The sequence below is a fragment of the Amycolatopsis sp. CA-126428 genome (genome assembly GCF_002904335.1).
In the GTDB taxonomy this organism is placed as follows: domain Bacteria; phylum Actinomycetota; class Actinomycetes; order Mycobacteriales; family Pseudonocardiaceae; genus Amycolatopsis.
Genome location: NZ_PPHF01000074.1, coordinates 433,346 through 449,389 on the forward strand (window position 1 = coordinate 433,346; position 16,044 = coordinate 449,389).

Genomic DNA, 16,044 nt, shown 5'->3' on the forward strand with positions numbered 1-16,044 from the left:
CGATGCCGGGGTCGGTGTTCACCTTCTACTCCTACAAGGGCGGGGTCGGCCGCAGCTTCACGCTGGCCAACGTCGCCGTGCTCCTCGCCCGCTGGGGACACCGGGTGCTGTGCCTGGACTGGGATCTCGAGGCACCCGGACTCGGCGACTACTTCCGGCTGCGGCTGCCGGGCAAGCCGCGGGGCGGCGTGGTGGACCTCGTCGCCGACTTCCGGGCCGGCCGGTTCGCGCCGGAGGCGCACGTGATGCGGCTGCGGAAGGCCGGCGCACTCGACTTCGTCGCGGCCGGGCGCGAGGAGCCGGGCTACGTCCGGCAGGTCCAGGAGATCGACTGGGAAGGCCTGTACGACGAAGGGTTCGGCGAATACCTCGAGAAGTGCCGCGAGCAGTGGACGAACGACTACGACTTCGTCCTCATCGACAGCCGCACCGGCATCTCCGACATCGGCAGCATCTGCACCGCGCACCTGCCGGACCACCTCGTGGTGCTGTTCACGGCGAACCAGCAGAGCATCCGCGGAGCGACCGAGCTCGCCGGGCGCGCGGACGCGGCGCGGAACCTGCTGCCGTTCGACCGGTCGCGGCTGACCGTCCTGCCGATCCTCTCGCGGTTCGACAACCGGGAGGAGTACGGCCGGTCGGAGGAATGGCGGAAGACCGTCGTCGCGGCGACGGCCGAGCTGTACCGGGCGTGGCTCGACCAAGGCGTCGCCCCGGAGACGATGTCCCGGCACCTGACGCTGCCGTACGTCTCGTACTGGAGCTTCGGCGAGCAGCTGCCCGTCCTGCTGGAAAAGACGCCGAGCGCGGACCAGATCGGCTTCGCCCTCGAAACGGTCGCGGCGGTGATCGCGTGCCGCCTCGACCGCACCGACCTGCTGGCGGAGAACCGCGACGCGTACGTGGCGGCCGTGCGCACGAGCCGGCAGGAGTTCCGGCACGAACTGCGGGTCAGCATCCCGCGGGGGGCCGTCGGACCGGCCGGCGAGCTGGTCGCGGAGCTGAAGAAGCTGAACGTCGGGGTGGTGAAGTCGCTTTCGGGCGACCGTTCCCTGCTCGCCAGGGCCGAGGACGACGCCCGGCACCTGTGCCTGGTCGTCGACGGCAAGGTGAGCCGCTGGCAGGCCGCCGAGGTCGAGCTGTTCCTGCACCGCACGCTCGGTCAGGACCGCCGGGTGATCCCGATCCTGACCGCGGGCACGGAGGCGGCCGGGCTCCCGGGGTACGTGGGCAACCTCCGGTACCTGCGGTTCGGCGTCCGTGGCCCGGCCGGCGTGGCCCGCGACCTGGTCGCCCAGCTGAGGGGCGGTACCCCGCCGGCCGGCGACGAGTCCGACCTCACCGCGCTGCTCGCACAGGTCCGGGCGTCCCGGCTGCGACCGCCCCGCTGGGAGCTGGTCGGCGAGCTGCTGACGGACCTGCAGGCGGCGGTCGAGGCGGGCGACGATCCCCGCGCGAACGAGCTGGCGGCGGACCTGGCGGTGGCGGCCAAGGCCCGCTCTCCGCACGGCGACGGACACCAGCCGGCTCTCCCGGAAACGCGCCGGTCGATCGACCGGCTCCTGCGCACTCTCGCCCGGAGCACGACGAAGCCGAACCACCGGAAGGATCTCGGATGACCGACCGCTTGGGACACAAGCAGACCGCGGCGATGTTCACGCTGATGGTGCTGGGCCGTGAAGTGCCCAACCAGGAGCTGGCGGAGCTGGTCGGCTTCACGCTCACCGGCACCGAACGCACGGGGCTGAACAAGCTCGGTTACGTGGACAGCGAACGGACCGGGCCGAAGCGGAGCTACGTGCACGTGCTGAGCGACAGCGGCTGGGCCTGGTGCGAGAAGGAGCTGGCGGAGGACGGGCCGCCGCCGCAACGCGGTCAGAGCCCGCTGGCGACGGCGCTGTACGTCATCCTCGGTGGCTTGGGGGAGTACCTGCGGCGCGAGAACAAGCGGCTGTTCGAAGTCTTCGGTGCGGGCCAGAGCGCGAACGGGGGCCCGCCGGCCGATCTGGAGGAGCGCATCCGGATCGCCTACCGCGAACTGGTGAAGGAACCGCGTGGCTGGGTCGGATTGGTGGACCTGCGGCCGAAACTCGGCGCGCCGGCCGCGGAAGTCGATGCCGTGCTCAAGGGACTGAGCCGCGCCGGGAAGGTCCACCTCGTCCCGGAGGACAACCGCAAGGCGCTCACCGCCGCCGATCACGAGGCGGCGATCCGCATCGGCGGAGAGGACAACCACCTGCTCTCGATCGAGGCCTTGTGATGGAGGAGCTCAAGGCCCTGGCGACGTTGAGCTTCGATTGGGCGGACACCCCCGACCACGTCTGGCGAGACTCGCCCTACCACGTCGACGGCTTGCACACCGAGGCGCTGGCGGCGATCGACGCGGGCATCCGCGACGCCACGACCAGCGACGGACCCAGCCCGATCGGGCTCGTCCTGCAAGGGTTGAAGGGGGTCGGCAAGACCCACCTGCTGGGCTTGGTCCGGCGCCAGGTGCACCGCGCGAGGGGCTACTTCTTCCTCGACGAGGTCACCGCGGCCGAAGCGTTCTGGGAGAACACGGCCGAGGCGTTGCGCCGAGGGCTGGCCCGGTCGGACGACTCCGGCGAGTCACAACTGCGGAGATTCCTGCTCCGGGTGTGCCTGCGGGCCCACGTCGATGCGCAGGTCGAGGCGAGGATCCGGCGCGGCCGCGGGCTGACCGTGGACGATGTCGAGGCGTTCGTCGGCGGAGTGGCGTCGCTCGACGAGATGGTCGCCGACGAATGCGGCGACACCGCGCGGGCCCTCGTGCTCATCGCGAGCCGGGACCGCGGCGTCAAGTACATCGGTGAGGACTACCTCGACGGCGATACCGAGCTGACGTCCGAAGCTCGCCAGTGGAACATCTACGCGCGGCCGAAACCCTCCCGGGTCCTCGTGCGGGAGATCACGCGGCTGCTCGCCCTCACCGGCCCGGTCGTGGTCGCTGTCGACCAGCTCGACACCCTTGTCGCGCGATCGGTGAAGCGCACCCAGGAGTTCGGGGACAGCACCGAAGAAGACCTGCTCGTGGCCCAGATCGCCGACGGGCTCATGGGGCTGCGGGAGGTCACCCACAAGACCCTCACCGTGCTGGCCTGCTTGCCGAGTACCTGGGAGCAGATCAAGACGAAGGCGGCGGGCACCGTGCCCGACCGGTTCCACGAATGGGTTGCGCTCGGACGGATCATCGATGCCCAGGTCGGCCGGGCGCTGGTGGAGAAGCGGCTCGGGGTGGCCTACGAGGCCATGGACTTCACCCCGCCGCATCCGACCTGGCCGGTGGCGCCGGAGGCGTTCGCGGAACCGTGGGAACAGTGGACTCCGCGGCAGCTGCTGAAGCGGATCGGCGCGCACATCGAACTGTGCCTGCGGTCGGGCCAGGTCAAGGAACTCACCTCCTTCGACGAGAAGGCTCCGGTCCCGGTCGCGCCGGTGCGGACCGAGGTGGAGAACGACCGGTTCGTCGAACTCGACGCCGAGTTCGAGAAGCTGCAGGCGGACGTCGATCCCGGGAAGCTGCTGGCCGAGTCGATCGTGGACCGGATGATGCCCGGGCTGCTCTCCGCCGCCCTGCGGTGCTGGGTCACCGAAGTCGGCGACGACGACATGGAATGGTCGTGCGAGCGTCAGGCCGGGCTGAGCGAGGTGCACGCCTGGCTGACCCGGACGCTCGACGAAACCGCGGACCTGCAGGAGCATTGGGTTTTCCGGGCGATCGCGGCCCGCGATCCGCGGGCCGCGCTGAGCCGGTTTCGCAAGGCCCGGTCCGAGGCGGGACAGCGGCAGGGCGTGGACAACCGGCACCTGGTCATCCTCCGGGACGCCTGGGGCCGCGGGGCCAAGACGCGCGAAGAGGTCGAGAAGTTCACGGCCGCGGGCGGCCGGACGATCCGGCTTTCGGAAGCCGACGCACGCACCTTCCGGGCGTTGCAGAAGATGCTCGACAACGGCGGCCGCGAGCTGCACGAGTGGCTGATCGACCGCCGGCCCGCCAGCCGGTCGGATCTGCTGTCCGCCGTACTGCCCGAGAAGCTGTCCGAGACGCCGGCGGAGAAGCTGTCCGAACAGCCGCCGGGGTCGCTCGCCGCGGCAACGCACCCTCCGCTCGCCGAAGGCGAAATCACCCTGGGAACCGTCGTCGGCTCCGGGGAGCCGGTGCGGATTGAACTCTCGGCGCTTCGCAAGCACGCCGCCGTGTTCGCCGGTTCCGGGTCGGGGAAGACCGTGCTGCTCCGGCGGATCATCGAGGAATGCGCCCTCCTCGGGGTCTCCGCGATCGTCCTCGACCCCAACAACGACCTCGCCCGCCTCGGGGACGCCTGGCCCGAGCCGCCGGGTGGCTGGACGAACGGTGACGCCGAGCTGGCCGAGCGGTACCTCGCCGACACCGACGTCGTCGTCTGGACGCCCGGGCGCGCGACCGGGCGGCCGCTGGCCTTCCGGCCACTGCCCGACTTCGCCGGGGTGCTCGACGACGTCGACGAATTCACCGCCGCCGTCGAGGTGGCCGTGGCGACGCTCGCCCCGCAGGCCCGGCTCACCGGCAGCACCGCGAAGGCCAACATCGGGCTCGCGGTGCTCCGGCAGGCGGTCGTCCACCACGCGCGGACCGGGTCACGCAGCCTGCCGGACCTCGTCGAGCTCCTGGCCGACCTGCCCGAGGACGTCAGCAACCTCAACGACGCCAAGCGCGTCGCCGCCGACCTGGCCGAGGTTCTCAAGGCCGCGATGGTCAACGACCCGCTCTTCGCCGGCGGTGGTGAGCCGGTCGATCCCGGCGCCTTGCTCGTGCCGGCCGCGGGGAAACGCGCCCGCGTCTCGGTGATCAGCTTCGTCGGGCTGCCCGCCGAGGAACAGCGGCAGAACTTCGTCAACCAGCTGCAGATGGAACTGTTCGCCTGGATCAAACGCCACCCCGCGGGCGACCGGCCGCTGGGTGCGTTGTTCGTGATGGACGAAGCCCAGACGCTGGCGTCCTCGGGGAGCCTGACGGCGAGCACGCGCAGCACGATCGTGCTCGCTTCCCAGGCCCGCAAGTACGGCCTGGGCCTGTTGTTCGCGACGCAGGCGCCCAAGGGGCTGCACAACCAGGTGGTCGGCAACGCGATGACGCAGTTCTTCGGCCGCCTCAACAGCCCGGCGCAGATCGCGGCCGCCAACGAACTGGCCCGGGCGAAGGGCAGCCCGGTCGCGGACATCTCCCGGCTCGAACGAGCGCAGTTCTACGTGGCGGGGGAGGCCTTCGGCTTCCGCCGGGTGGCGACGCCGCTGTGCCTGTCCCACCACCCGGCCAGCCCGCTGCGGCTGGAAGAGGTGATCACGCGGGCGAGAGCCGGGCGGTGAAGACGGTGGCTCCCGCCCGGAGCCACCGTCAGCTCAGCCGGGGCGGCTGCCCGACAGGTGCGGCCGCGGCTCGAGGTCGGTGTGGAAGCGGCCGGACTCGCACGGCCGGCCCAGCAGGATGCGGCGTGCCGCCTCCGCGCACCACGCGCCGCCGAGTGCCACGCCGGACGCCGGGTGCGGCCGGCTGTCCAGCCCGCCGAACGCCGCCGTCCGCTCCTGCGGGGTCAGCTCCAGCAGGTCGACCGACTTCACGTCGCCGAGGAGCCCGTGCAGCAGCGGCCGCTCGGGTTCGCGGTCGAAGCGCTCGACGTCGAGGAGGCCGCGGCCGGGGCACGCCGTCACGACCGGGATGCCGAGGTCGCGCGCGTACTCGCGGGCCGCGATCTTCACCCACGGCGTGTCGCACTCCTCGACGAGCAGGTCGAGACCACCCGCGAAGAACCGTTCGATGGTCTCCGGCGTCAGCCCGGCCCGCTCGACCTCGATGTCGAGGTACGGGTCGATCTCGGCCATCCGCCGCGCCGACAGCACCGCCTTGTCGACGCCGAGGTCGTGCAGCCCGCCGCGCAGCCGGCCCAGGTCGGACAGCCCGAAGCCGCCGGAGCCGGCCAGCTTGAACGCGCCGCCGATGCCTTCGAGCGCGAACGTCAGCGCCGCGCCGGTGCCGGCCGGCGGGCCGATGACGCCGATCTTCTTGTCGAACAGCCGCCGTTCGCCGGGCCGTTCGATGCGGCCCCGGTCCCCGTCGGTGCGGACCAGCCGGAACTCTTCGCGCGGCAGCACGTGCACGAGCCGGCCCGACCACGGGTACCACGCCCACGTGCCGTGCTCGCGCGGCCGCGCGCCGGCCGGCTTCTCGGGCCCGTCTTCGTCATGGCCCGCCGGCTCGCGGCTGCGGGCCAGCTCGGCGAGCTGGTCGTCGATCGTGTCGTGCACTTCGCGGACGTTCCCGGACGCGAGCAGCGCGTCGGCGTCGGCGGCCGTGCAGAGCACCGGCCGCCAGGTCTCGCGGTCCGGCGCACCGGTGCCGGACGGCGTCGGCGGCGTGGCGCCCGCCGCCGCGATGAAGGGGAATTCGTCGCGCAGCCGCGTGACCAGTTCGTGGTGCCGCCCGCCGCCGTCGGCGACGCGGTGCAGCATGATCACGATGTCTTCGGTGTCCTGCGGGACGTACCGGCGGGTGCCGGGGACCGGCCGGAAGCCGAACCGCTCGTGGAACCGGTCCTGGCCGTCCTTCGTGCCCGACGCGCCGATCACCGCCCGCGCGCCGAGGTGGTGGGCCGCGCCGATCGCCAGCGCGTTGAGGTGGATCCCCAGTCCGAGTTCGCGGGTGCGGTGCTCGACGATCGGCCTGCCGTGCTCGAACACCTCCGCGGCGGCGAAGCCTTCGGCCGCCAGGAGCTCTTCGTAGCGCTCGTCGCCGAGGAAGCCGCGGGTCCGGAACCGGGCGCCCGTGTCCGGTGTGGACAGCCGGATGTACCCGAGCGGCGGGCCGCCGGGACTGCGTCGCGCGATGAAGTGCCAGGCACCGAAGTCGAGGTCCTGGTCTTCGGCGTGGCCGCCGTCCTCGCGCAGCCGCGCCGGACGGCGGCCGTGGTCGACCGGGATGCGGGCGCGCAGGGCGCGGACGGCGTCGAGCCTCGCGCGGTCTTCGCCGGACCGCGCTCCGAGGAACGCGGTTACGTGCCAGTCGGGTGTTTCCGGCGCGGGTGCGCCGGGGTGCTCCAGCAGGGTCAAGTGCCGCCTTTTCTCCGGAAGGGCCGATGCCCGGTCCCGTTGCGGGACCGGGCATGGAAGGTCAGTCCGCTTCCGGGAAGTGGATGTCGGTGACGTGCACGTCGACGACCTCGACGTCCAGGCCCAGGTACTGCTCGACGGCGTCGATCACCGCGACGCGGATCTGCTCGCCCACCGCCTTGACCGCGTGGCCGAACTCGAGCACGACGGGGACGGTGACCCAGGCGACCTCGTCCGCGAGCTCGACCTTGATGCCGTCTTCGGCGACGCTGTGCACGCCCTCGGTCTGGCCGGCGATGCGCACGACGATCTTCCCGACCACCCCGTCGGCGATCGTGGTGCTGCCGCGGCTGCCCGCGGCGGGCCGCGCCGCGGCCGGCTCGGTCTCCGCGGCCGGCTCGGTCTCCGCGACCGGTTCGGCTTCGGGGACGACCGGCTCGGCGTCCGCGATCGGCTCTGCCTCAACAGCTTCGTCGACGACCGGCTCAGCTTCCACGGCTTCGGCAACCGGCTCGTCCTCCGCCACTTCGGCGACCGGCTCGGTCTCGGCAGCGTCCTCGGTGTCCTCTTCGGTGTCCTCGGCGACCGCCTCCTCGTCGGTCCCGGTGACGTCCTCGCCGGCTTCGGCCGTGTCGCCGACGAACTCTTCGGTGGGCTCTTCGGCGTCCGCTTCGGCGGAGTCGGCCTCGACCTGGTCGCTGTCGACCGCTTCGGCTTCGGCGGTTTCCGTGGCGGCCTCCGCCTCGGGTGCGGAATCCGCTTCCTCGATGACGGCCGCCTCGGCGGCTGAGGGAGCGGCCGCGGGGGCGGGCTCGACGGCGCCGTAGGCGTACTCGCCCGAGCCGGTGCTTTCGTTCTTGGGGCGGCCGAAGATGCTGTTGATGACGTCGGACATGGGTTCCCTTTCCGGGAGCGACGACTACCTGTGGGGACAGCAGACGGCGACATGTTAGGGGACGGCCCGTGACGTGCGTCACGGGCCCCCTGTCATCGAGACTCGCTTGTGTCCCAACAGATATCCGGCGCTCGCCGGGCTGATCACCGTCCGTCAGGCCGGGTTCGGCGATCAGTGACTACCCGGCGGAAATCACGTCCGGGAATTGTCGTCTTTTTGGCGCTTGACCATTTCTAGCCGTCGTTCCGGAAAAGGCCGGGAGGAACGCTCGAGCCGAGTGCCCGGTACCCCGCCGGGTTCAGGTGCAGGTGGTCGCCGACGTCGTAGGCGGGCAGCAGCCGCGCCGGGGCCGCCGGGTCGCGGGCCACCTTGTCGAAGTCCAGCAGCGCGTCGAAGTGGCCCGGCTGGCGGATCCACGCGTTCACCCGCTGCCGGGCTTCTTCCCGGGCCGGGTCGTCGTAGGCGGTGTTGCCGCCGAACGGGGTGATCGTCGCGCCGTACACCCGGATGTCCTGCGCGTGGGCGCGGACCAGGATCTGGTCGTACGCGTCGATCAGCTGCGCCGCCACGTCCGGCGCGGCCGCCGGGGTGGCCGTGCCGATGTCGTTGACGCCCTCGAACACGATCGCCCACGAAACCCCGCTGGTGGACAGCAAATCGCGGTCCAAGCGGGCCAGCACGTTCGGACCGAGGCCGTCCTGCAGGACGCGGTTGCCGCCCGCCGCCTCGTTCACCACCGCCACGCCGTGCAGGCGCGAAGCCAGCACGTTCGGCCAGCGGTCGTTCCCGTTCGTCGTCGAGCCGCGGCCGTCGGAGATGGAGTCGCCGATCACCGCCACCGCGGACGCCGGGGACAGCACCTCGATGCCGCTGAGGAAGTACCAGTGGTCGACCGGGGTCGCGCCGGGCAGTTCGAGGTCGGAGGCGTGGTTGCCGGACAGCAGGTACGACGTCGTGCGCGAGCCCGGGTGCGAGGTGATCGACGTCGAGGCCTGGCCGTGCGCCAGGTACGCCGTCACCGCGATGTTCTCCAGCGAGCGCACCGGGAAGGGCAGCGGGTCGGAGACGACCTGGGCGCCCTGCGGGACCGTCGCCGACGGCTTGCCGTGGAAGGTCACCGGAAGAACGCTGCCCGGAACCACGGCGGAGACGCCGGCGGCTCCGGCGGCCGGGCGCGCCACCGACACCGCGGTCAGCGGCAGCGGTGCCCCGCCGAAGGCGTTGGAGAACCGGAGCCGGATCCGCGGGCCGCCGACGGTCACCTGCGCCGTCTCGCGCAGGGACGCGTCGTCGAGCACCCGGTCGGTGCCGGTGAAGGGGGCCGGCGGCAGGTTGCCGGGCTCGGTCAGCTGGGGCATCGACGTCCACGTCGCCACCCAGTGCGAGGGCGCGGGACGGCCGGACGCGCCCACGAAGAGCACGGTCAGCACGGCCAGGAAGAAGATCACCAGAGGACGTCTCATAACGAGAACTCCGGGGTCAGGACCCGGTCGGCGCCGACGACGCGGCGGGGCCCGGTCAGCGTGCAGTGCAGGGTCGCGACGATCTGTTCACTCGAAGTGCCCACCCGCAGCTCGACGTCGCCGGGGTCGACCTGGCGGTGCCGCGCGCGGCCGGTGTAGGAGGTCAGGTCCGCGTGCAGGCCGATCTCCAGGACGCAGGTTTCGCCCGGCGGCAGGGAAACCCGGCGGGCCGCGATGAGCTGGCGCTCCGGCCGGGCCACCTCGGCCACCGGGTCGTGCAGGTAGACCTGCACGACCTCCGACGTCTCGCGATCGTGGTCGTTGCGCAGGGTCACCCGCACCCGGCAGACGCCGTCGGTCGGCCAGAGCGAGCCCGTCGCGCTGACGTCCAGCCAGGTCGCCGGCGCGTAGGACAGCCCGTGCCCGAACGGGAACAGCGGCGAAGGATCCACTGTGGACACCTCGCTGCGCCGGCCGAGCGGCGCGGCCAGGTACGTCGACGGCTGGCTCGCCCCAGCCGCCGGGAAGCTCACCGGCAGCCGGCCGGCCGGGTTGATCCGTCCGCTGAGGACGCCGGCCAGCGCCGCGGCCCCCTCTTCGCCGGGGTAGAACCCGGCGACGACCGCGGCCAGCCGCGGGAGCTGGCGGGACAGCTCGTACGGCCGTCCCGAGAGCAGGACGAGCACCACGGGCTTGCCCGTGTCCAGCAGCGCGTCGAGGAGTTCCTCCTGGCGGCCCGGCAGCCGCAGGTCGGCCGCGTCGCAACCTTCACCGGACGTGCCGCCGCCGAACAGCCCCGCCCGGTCACCCAGCACGGCCACGCACACCGACGCCTCCTCGCACGCCGCCACGGCCTGCGCGATCCCGTCGTCGTCCCCGCCCGTGACCGGGCAGCCCAGGGCGTAGGTCGTGTCGTAGGTCGAGCCCAGCGCCTCGAGCAGGGTCGGCACCGAGACGCCGAACGGGACGTCGGGGTGGTGGACGCCGACGTGCAGCGGGAAGGAGTAGCAGCCGAGCATCGCGCCGGGTGTGTCCGCGCGCGGTCCCACCACGGCGACGCGGGTACCGGGGGAGAGCGGGAGCGCGCCGTCGTTGTGCAGCAGCACGATCGAGCGTTCGGCCACCTCGCGCGCCAGGGCCCGCGACTCGGCGTCGTCGAGGTCGATCTCCTCGGGGACCTCGGGCGCCCAGTCCGCGTCGAGCAGCCCCAGCTCGCACTTCTGGCGCAGCACGCGTTCGAGGGCGCGGTCGACGGCGGCGACCTCGACCGCGCCCTCTTCCACCGCGGCGAGCAACGGCTCGCCGTAGCAGTCCATGGTCGGCAGCTCGACGTCGATGCCCGCGGTGAGCGCCTGCGCGGCGGCTTCGGCGCGGTCGCCCGCGACCCCGTGCAGGCGGTGCAGGAACGCCACCGAGAAGTAGTCGGCGACCACCGTGCCGTCGAACCCGTAGGTGCCCCGCAGCAGGTCGGTCAGCAGGGCCGGGTCGGCGGCGGACGGCAGGCCGTCGGTGTCGGTGTAGGCGTTCATCACCGACCGGGCGCCGGCGCGCAGCGCCTGCTCGAACGGCGGGAGCAGGACGTCGGCGATTTCGCGCGGGCCCGCCGAAACCGGCGCCAGGTTGCGCCCGGCGCGGGAGGCGGAGTAGCCGACGAAGTGCTTGAGGGTGGCGACCACGCCCGCCGACTCGAGGCCGGCGACGTACGCGCTGCCGATCGTCCCGACGAGGTAGGGGTCTTCGCCGATCGTTTCCTCGACGCGTCCCCAGCGCAGGTCGCGGGCCACGTCGAGGACGGGCGCGAGACCCTGGTGCACGCCCAGGTCGCGCATGGTCCGCCCGATCCGCGCCGCCATCCGGTGCACCAGGTCCGGGTCGAAGGTGGCGCCCCACGACAGCGGCGCCGGGTAGATCGTCGCCTGCCAAGCGGCCAGCCCGGTCAGGCACTCTTCGTGCACCACCGCGGGAATCCCGAACCGGCCGCTGGCGACGATCTGCCGCTGGGTGCGCGCGAGGCTGTGCGCTCCGATCACCGGGTCGACCGGCCGGGTGCCGAACGCGCGGGTCAGCTGCCCGATGCCGTGGCGGACCAGTTCGTCGAAGTCGACCGCCGCGTCGACGAATTCGTGCTGGTGCGGCGCCATTTCGCCGCCGGAGTCGATGCCGACCCAGACCCCGTAGAGCTGGGCGAGCTTCTCGCGCAGGGTCATCCGGGCCATCAGGGCCCGGACGCGTTCGCCCGGGTCGGCCGCGGGGTCGCGCCACGGCTCTCCGGCCGTGGTGGGCTGCGTGGTCAAGGCTGTTCCGCCCTTCGTCTGGGGAGGAGTGAGGAAGTGGAACCGGTTCAGGGGAGGGCGCGGGTCGAGCGCCGCACGACCAGGCCGGTGTCGAGCGTGACGTGGGTGCGGTCGACGTCGTCGCCGTTGATCAGCGCGATGAGCATGCGGATGGCCCGGTGGCCCATCTCGCGGATCGGCTGGTCCACTGTGGTCAGTGGCGGGCTGCAGAGCGCCGACTCGGGCACGTTGTCGAAGCCCACCACGGAAAGGTCGTCGGGCACGGCGAGCCCGAGCTCGCGGGCCGCGCCCACGGTGGCGATGGCCGAGATGTCGTTCGCGGCGAACACCGCGGTCGGCCGGTCCGGCCCGGTCAGCAGCGCGTGCGCCGAGGCCGCGGAAACCTCCGGGTCGTAGGCGCCGATCCGGATCAGGTCTTCGTCCGGCGTGATGCCCGCGGCGGTCAACGCCCGCAGGTACCCCGTCTTCCGCAGCTCGGCCGACTGCAGGTCCGGCCGGCCGGCGAGGAACGCGATCCGCCGGTGCCCCAGGTCGAGGAGGTGCTCGGTGGCCAGTTGCGCGCCGCGCAGGTTGTCGGAGTCGATCGTCGGCAGGTGCGACGGCCCGGTGTGCGGGTCGACGGCGACGACCGGCGTGCCCGGCACGACGTCCAGGGAAACGGTGGGGGTGACCAGCACGGCGCCGTCGACGAGGGTGCCGCTCAGCCGGGAGAGGTAGCGCTTCTCCCAGCCCAGCGGATCTCCGGTGCGCCCGCCCGCGGAGTAGACGACGAGTTCGAAGCCACTGCCGCGGATGGCGTCCGCCGCACCCTTGAGCAGCTCGGTCGAGAACGGTTCGAGGTCGGCGACCAGGATGCCGATGACGTTCGTCCGGTGGTTTCTCAGGCTCTGCGCCACCAGGCTCGCTTCGTAGCCGAGCTCGTCGATCACGGCGCGGACTCGCGCGAGCGTCGCGGCGGAGACGCCGTAGCGCTCGTTGATGACCTTCGAAACCGTGGCCACCGAGACGCCGGCCCGGGCGGCGACGTCACGGATGGTCACCCTGGAACTGGGCTGCATCGGCTCAGACTAGCTTTAGAAAACGTTATCGACAACGATTGACATCGCATTTGTCCCGGGAGCAGACTCTTCGCCAACCCGGGCGCAGTGCCGCCCCGTCCAACTCGGCCGAAGTCGTCAGGAGTGGACCCACAATGTTTGTGAAACGCCGGATCACCGTTCTCGCCGCCTTGGCGGCCGTCGTCCCGCTTGCGCTCGCCGCGTGCAGCGGGGGGAGCGAAACCCCCGCGCAGCCGAGCGGCCCGGTCACCTTGACCTGGTGGCACAACGGCACCACCGACCCGATCAAGACGATCTGGGAGAAGGTCGTCGCCGACTACCACCAGGCGCACGGCGACGTCACGATCAAGGCCCAGCCGCTGCAGAACGAGGACTTCGGCACGAAGGTGCCCCTCGCCCTGCAGTCGGCCACACCGCCGGACATCTACCAGTCGTGGGGCGCCGGTGACCTGGCTTCCCAGCTGACCTCGGGCAAGGTGGCCGACATCACCGACTTCACGAAGTCGTGGATCACCCAGACCACCGGCACGTTCGGCCAGAACTGGCAGGTGGACGGCAAGCAGTACGGCGTGCCGTTCGAACAGCACTTCGTCGGCTTCTGGTACCGCAAGGACCTGTTCCAGCAGGCCGGGATCACGACCCCGCCGAAGACCATGGACGAGCTGAACACCGCTGTCACGCAGCTGAAGGCCAAGGGCATCGCCCCGATCTCCGTCGGCGGCAAGGACCGCTGGCCGGATGCCTTCTACTTCAACTACTTCGCCGTCCGCGAATGCTCGGCCGACGTGCTCAAGAAGTCGGTGAAGGCGGTCAAGCTCGAGGACCCGTGCTGGACGAAGGCCGGGCAGGACCTCAAGAACTTCCTGGCCACCGAGCCGTTCCAGACCGGGTTCGCCGGCACGCCCGCCCAGCAGGGCGCGGGCAGCTCGGCCGGCCTGGTCGCCAACGGCAAGGCCGCGATGGAGCTGCAGGGCGACTGGGAGCCCGGCACGATGTCGTCGCTGACCGACGACAAGGACCTCGACTCGAAGGTCGGCTGGTTCGCGTTCCCCTCCGTCGCGGGTGGTCAGGGCGACCCGAACGCGGTGCTCGGCGGCGGTGACGGGTTCGCCTGCACCACCCGCGCGTCGAAGGCGTGCGCGGACTTCCTGCAGTACCTCGGCAGCGAGCCGGTGCAGACGCAGCTCGCCGCGCAGGGGGCGGGCCTGCCGGTCAACACCGTGGCCGCGAAGGCGTTGAAGACCGACACGCTCCGCCAGGTCTACGACTACGGCACGAAGGCGCCGTACCTGCAGATGTACTTCGACCGGGCGTTCCCGACGGCGGTCGGCGCCGCGCTGAACGACGCGGTGGCCAACATGTTCGCCGGCCAGGGCACCCCCGAAGGCATCGTGACGGCCGTCAACCAGGCCGCGGCGGGCAACAAGTGACCACGGCCACGACCCCGGTGCGGACGGCCGCGAAGCCGTCCGCACCGGCGGTCACCGCCCGCAAGCACCGGCCCGGCGCGCGCAAGCGGCTCGAGCTGGCCCTGCTGCTCGGGCCCGCCCTGCTGCTGTTCACCGGGTTCGTCCTGGTGCCGATCGGGATCGCGGGGTTCTACAGCGTCTTCAACTGGAACGGGTTCGGCCCGCTCGACGACTTCGTCGGGTTCAAGAACTACGCCGACGCCCTCGGTGGCAAGGTGTTCCAGAGCGCCATCGTGCACAACCTGATCATCGCCGGGCTGTCGATCGCGGTGCAGCTGCCGCTGTCGATCGGGCTGGCGCTGCTGCTCAACCGGAAGCTGCGGGGCCGCGTGGTGCTGCGGGCCCTGGTGTTCGCCCCCTACGTCCTGTCCGAGGCGATCACCGCGGTCATCTGGTCGCTCATGCTGCAGCCGAACGGCTTCGCCGACCAGGTGCTGAAGAGCGCCGGGCTCGGCGGGCTGATCCACAACTGGCTGGCCGACCCGGGCATCGTGCTCTACACGCTGTTCGCGGTGATCACCTGGAAGTACATCGGCTTCGGCATCATCCTGCTGCTCGCCGGCCTGCAGGGCGTACCCGCCGAGCTGCGCGAGGCCGCCGCGCTCGACGGTGCCTCGGCGTGGCAGACCACCTGGCACGTGGTGCTGCCGCTGCTCGGGCCGACCATCCGGATCTGGATCTTCCTGTCGGTGATCGGCTCGCTCCAGCTGTTCGACGTCGTCTGGATCATGACCACCGGCGGCCCGGCGAACGCGTCGACGACGATGGCGACCTACCTGATCGACCACGGCTTCAAGCGCTACGAGTTCGGGTTCGGTTCCGCGGTCGCGGTGGTCCTGTTCGTCATCTGCTTCGTGTTCGCCCTGCTGTACCAGCGGTTCGCGCTCCGCCGCGACACCCAGGGGGCCCTGACCAGGATGGTGGGCTGATGCGCTCCGGCAAGTTCGGCCTGTCGATGGGCTACCTGGCGGCGATCGTGGTGGTCGGCTTGACCGTCGTGCCGCTGCTGTTCGTGGCGCTCGGCGGGTTCCGCACCAACGGCCAGCTCAACACCGACCCGGCCGGGCTGCCGGGGCCGTGGGTGTTCGACAACTACGCCTCGGTGCTCGGTTCGAGCGCGTTCTGGACGTTCCTCGGCAACAGCGCGCTGATCGCGGTGATCGCCACCGCGCTCGCCGTCGGGCTCGGGTCGATGGCCGGGTACGCGCTTTCGCGGTACCAGTTCAAGGGCCGCGAGGCGTTCTACACGCTGTTCACGCTCGGCCTGCTGTTCCCGATCGGCGTGGCGACGCTGCCGCTGTACCTGTGGCTGCGCCAGCTGGGCCTGCTCGAAAGCTTCTGGGGCGTGGCGATCCCGGAGGCGGCGTTCTCGCTTCCGGTGACGATCGTGATCCTCCGGCCGTTCATGCACGCGATCCCCGGCGAGATCGAGGACGCGGCGGTGCTCGACGGCGCCACCCGGCTCGGGTTCTTCTGGCGCATCCTGCTGCCGCTCTCGACGCCGGCGCTGACCACGGTCGCCGTGCTCGCCTTCGTCACCAGCTGGAACACCTACCTGCTGCCCCTGCTGGTGTTCAACGACTCCGGGCACTTCACGCTCCCGCTCGGCGTCGCGCTGTTCCAGTCCGCGTACTCCCAGGACACCGCCCGGGTCCTCGCGTTCACCGCGTTGTCGGCGATCCCCGCGCTCGCGTTCTTCGTGCTCGCCGAACGGCGCATCGTCGGCGGGCTGACCGGATCCGTGAAGGGCTGACTCAGGAG

General features: G+C 71.6%; 11 protein-coding genes. 6 read left to right on the forward strand and 5 right to left on the reverse strand.

Features of this window, described 5'->3' with window-relative positions; all coding sequences use genetic code 11:
* Nucleotides 1-2: 2 nt before the first annotated feature.
* Genes C2L58_RS20395 through C2L58_RS20405 form a run of 3 tightly spaced genes read left to right on the forward strand, consistent with a single transcriptional unit; the run spans nt 3 to nt 5,367 of the window.
* On the forward strand, nt 3-1,619 hold the full coding sequence (locus C2L58_RS20395) for a CATRA system-associated protein (RefSeq protein ID WP_103339182.1): 1,617 nt from the start codon (nt 3-5) through the stop codon (nt 1,617-1,619).
* Nucleotides 1,616-2,260, forward strand: a complete 645-nt coding sequence (locus tag C2L58_RS20400; RefSeq protein ID WP_103339183.1) for a hypothetical protein — start codon at nt 1,616-1,618, stop codon at nt 2,258-2,260. The genes C2L58_RS20395 and C2L58_RS20400 overlap by 4 nt, the downstream gene beginning before the upstream one ends.
* Nucleotides 2,260-5,367, forward strand: a complete 3,108-nt coding sequence (locus C2L58_RS20405; RefSeq protein ID WP_103339184.1) for an ATP-binding protein — start codon at nt 2,260-2,262, stop codon at nt 5,365-5,367. Before C2L58_RS20400 ends, C2L58_RS20405 begins: the two co-directional genes overlap by 1 nt.
* A 33-nt stretch (nt 5,368-5,400) precedes the next feature.
* Here the strand turns inward: C2L58_RS20405 and C2L58_RS20410 are convergent, their stop codons facing one another.
* From C2L58_RS20410 to C2L58_RS20430, 5 genes are all read right to left on the reverse strand, one after another.
* Entirely contained in the window at nt 5,401-7,104 is a 1,704-nt protein-coding gene (locus C2L58_RS20410) for a ubiquitin activation protein (RefSeq protein WP_103339185.1), read from the reverse strand.
* A gap of 61 nt (nt 7,105-7,165) precedes the next feature.
* The gene (locus tag C2L58_RS20415; protein WP_103339186.1) at nt 7,166-7,999 is read right to left on the reverse strand and encodes an Asp23/Gls24 family envelope stress response protein; all 834 of its coding nucleotides are present in this window, start codon (nt 7,997-7,999) and stop codon (nt 7,166-7,168) included.
* 233 nt (nt 8,000-8,232) lie between these two features.
* The gene (locus C2L58_RS20420; RefSeq protein ID WP_233225813.1) at nt 8,233-9,462 is read right to left on the reverse strand and encodes an SGNH/GDSL hydrolase family protein; all 1,230 of its coding nucleotides are present in this window, start codon (nt 9,460-9,462) and stop codon (nt 8,233-8,235) included.
* Nucleotides 9,459-11,756 (reverse strand): glycoside hydrolase family 3 N-terminal domain-containing protein, encoded by a 2,298-nt coding sequence (locus C2L58_RS20425; protein WP_103339188.1) that lies wholly within the window; start codon nt 11,754-11,756, stop codon nt 9,459-9,461. Before C2L58_RS20425 ends, C2L58_RS20420 begins: the two co-directional genes overlap by 4 nt.
* Nucleotides 11,757-11,803: 47 nt before the next feature.
* Complete coding sequence (locus tag C2L58_RS20430) at nt 11,804-12,814, reverse strand: LacI family DNA-binding transcriptional regulator (protein ID WP_233225814.1); 1,011 nt, start codon at nt 12,812-12,814, stop codon at nt 11,804-11,806.
* 134 nt (nt 12,815-12,948) lie between these two features.
* Between C2L58_RS20430 and C2L58_RS20435 the strand changes: the two genes are divergently transcribed.
* The 3 genes from C2L58_RS20435 to C2L58_RS20445 are packed head-to-tail and all read left to right on the forward strand — an operon-like array spanning nt 12,949 to nt 16,036.
* Nucleotides 12,949-14,244 carry an extracellular solute-binding protein gene (locus tag C2L58_RS20435; protein ID WP_103339190.1) on the forward strand — a complete coding sequence of 432 codons (1,296 nt, stop codon included), beginning with the start codon at nt 12,949-12,951 and terminating at the stop codon, nt 14,242-14,244.
* On the forward strand, nt 14,241-15,212 hold the full coding sequence (locus C2L58_RS20440) for a carbohydrate ABC transporter permease (RefSeq protein ID WP_103339191.1): 972 nt from the start codon (nt 14,241-14,243) through the stop codon (nt 15,210-15,212). The genes C2L58_RS20435 and C2L58_RS20440 overlap by 4 nt, the downstream gene beginning before the upstream one ends.
* Nucleotides 15,212-16,036 (forward strand): carbohydrate ABC transporter permease, encoded by an 825-nt coding sequence (locus C2L58_RS20445; protein WP_103339192.1) that lies wholly within the window; start codon nt 15,212-15,214, stop codon nt 16,034-16,036. Before C2L58_RS20440 ends, C2L58_RS20445 begins: the two co-directional genes overlap by 1 nt.
* Nucleotides 16,037-16,044 lie beyond the last annotated feature (8 nt).

What these genes read in the sequence shown, in the direction of transcription:
- C2L58_RS20445 (WP_103339192.1), top strand. Translation starts at nt 15,212, where the DNA reads ATGCGCTCCGGCAAGTTCGGCCTGTCGATGGGCTACCTGGCGGCGATC.
- C2L58_RS20435 (WP_103339190.1), top strand. Translation starts at nt 12,949, where the DNA reads ATGTTTGTGAAACGCCGGATCACCGTTCTCGCCGCCTTGGCGGCCGTC.
- C2L58_RS20405 (WP_103339184.1), top strand. Translation starts at nt 2,260, where the DNA reads ATGGAGGAGCTCAAGGCCCTGGCGACGTTGAGCTTCGATTGGGCGGAC.
- C2L58_RS20400 (WP_103339183.1), top strand. Translation starts at nt 1,616, where the DNA reads ATGACCGACCGCTTGGGACACAAGCAGACCGCGGCGATGTTCACGCTG.
- C2L58_RS20420 (WP_233225813.1), bottom strand. Translation starts at nt 9,462, where the DNA reads ATGAGACGTCCTCTGGTGATCTTCTTCCTGGCCGTGCTGACCGTGCTC.
- C2L58_RS20415 (WP_103339186.1), bottom strand. Translation starts at nt 7,999, where the DNA reads ATGTCCGACGTCATCAACAGCATCTTCGGCCGCCCCAAGAACGAAAGC.
- C2L58_RS20395 (WP_103339182.1), top strand. Translation starts at nt 3, where the DNA reads ATGCCGGGGTCGGTGTTCACCTTCTACTCCTACAAGGGCGGGGTCGGC.
- C2L58_RS20430 (WP_233225814.1), bottom strand. Translation starts at nt 12,814, where the DNA reads ATGCAGCCCAGTTCCAGGGTGACCATCCGTGACGTCGCCGCCCGGGCC.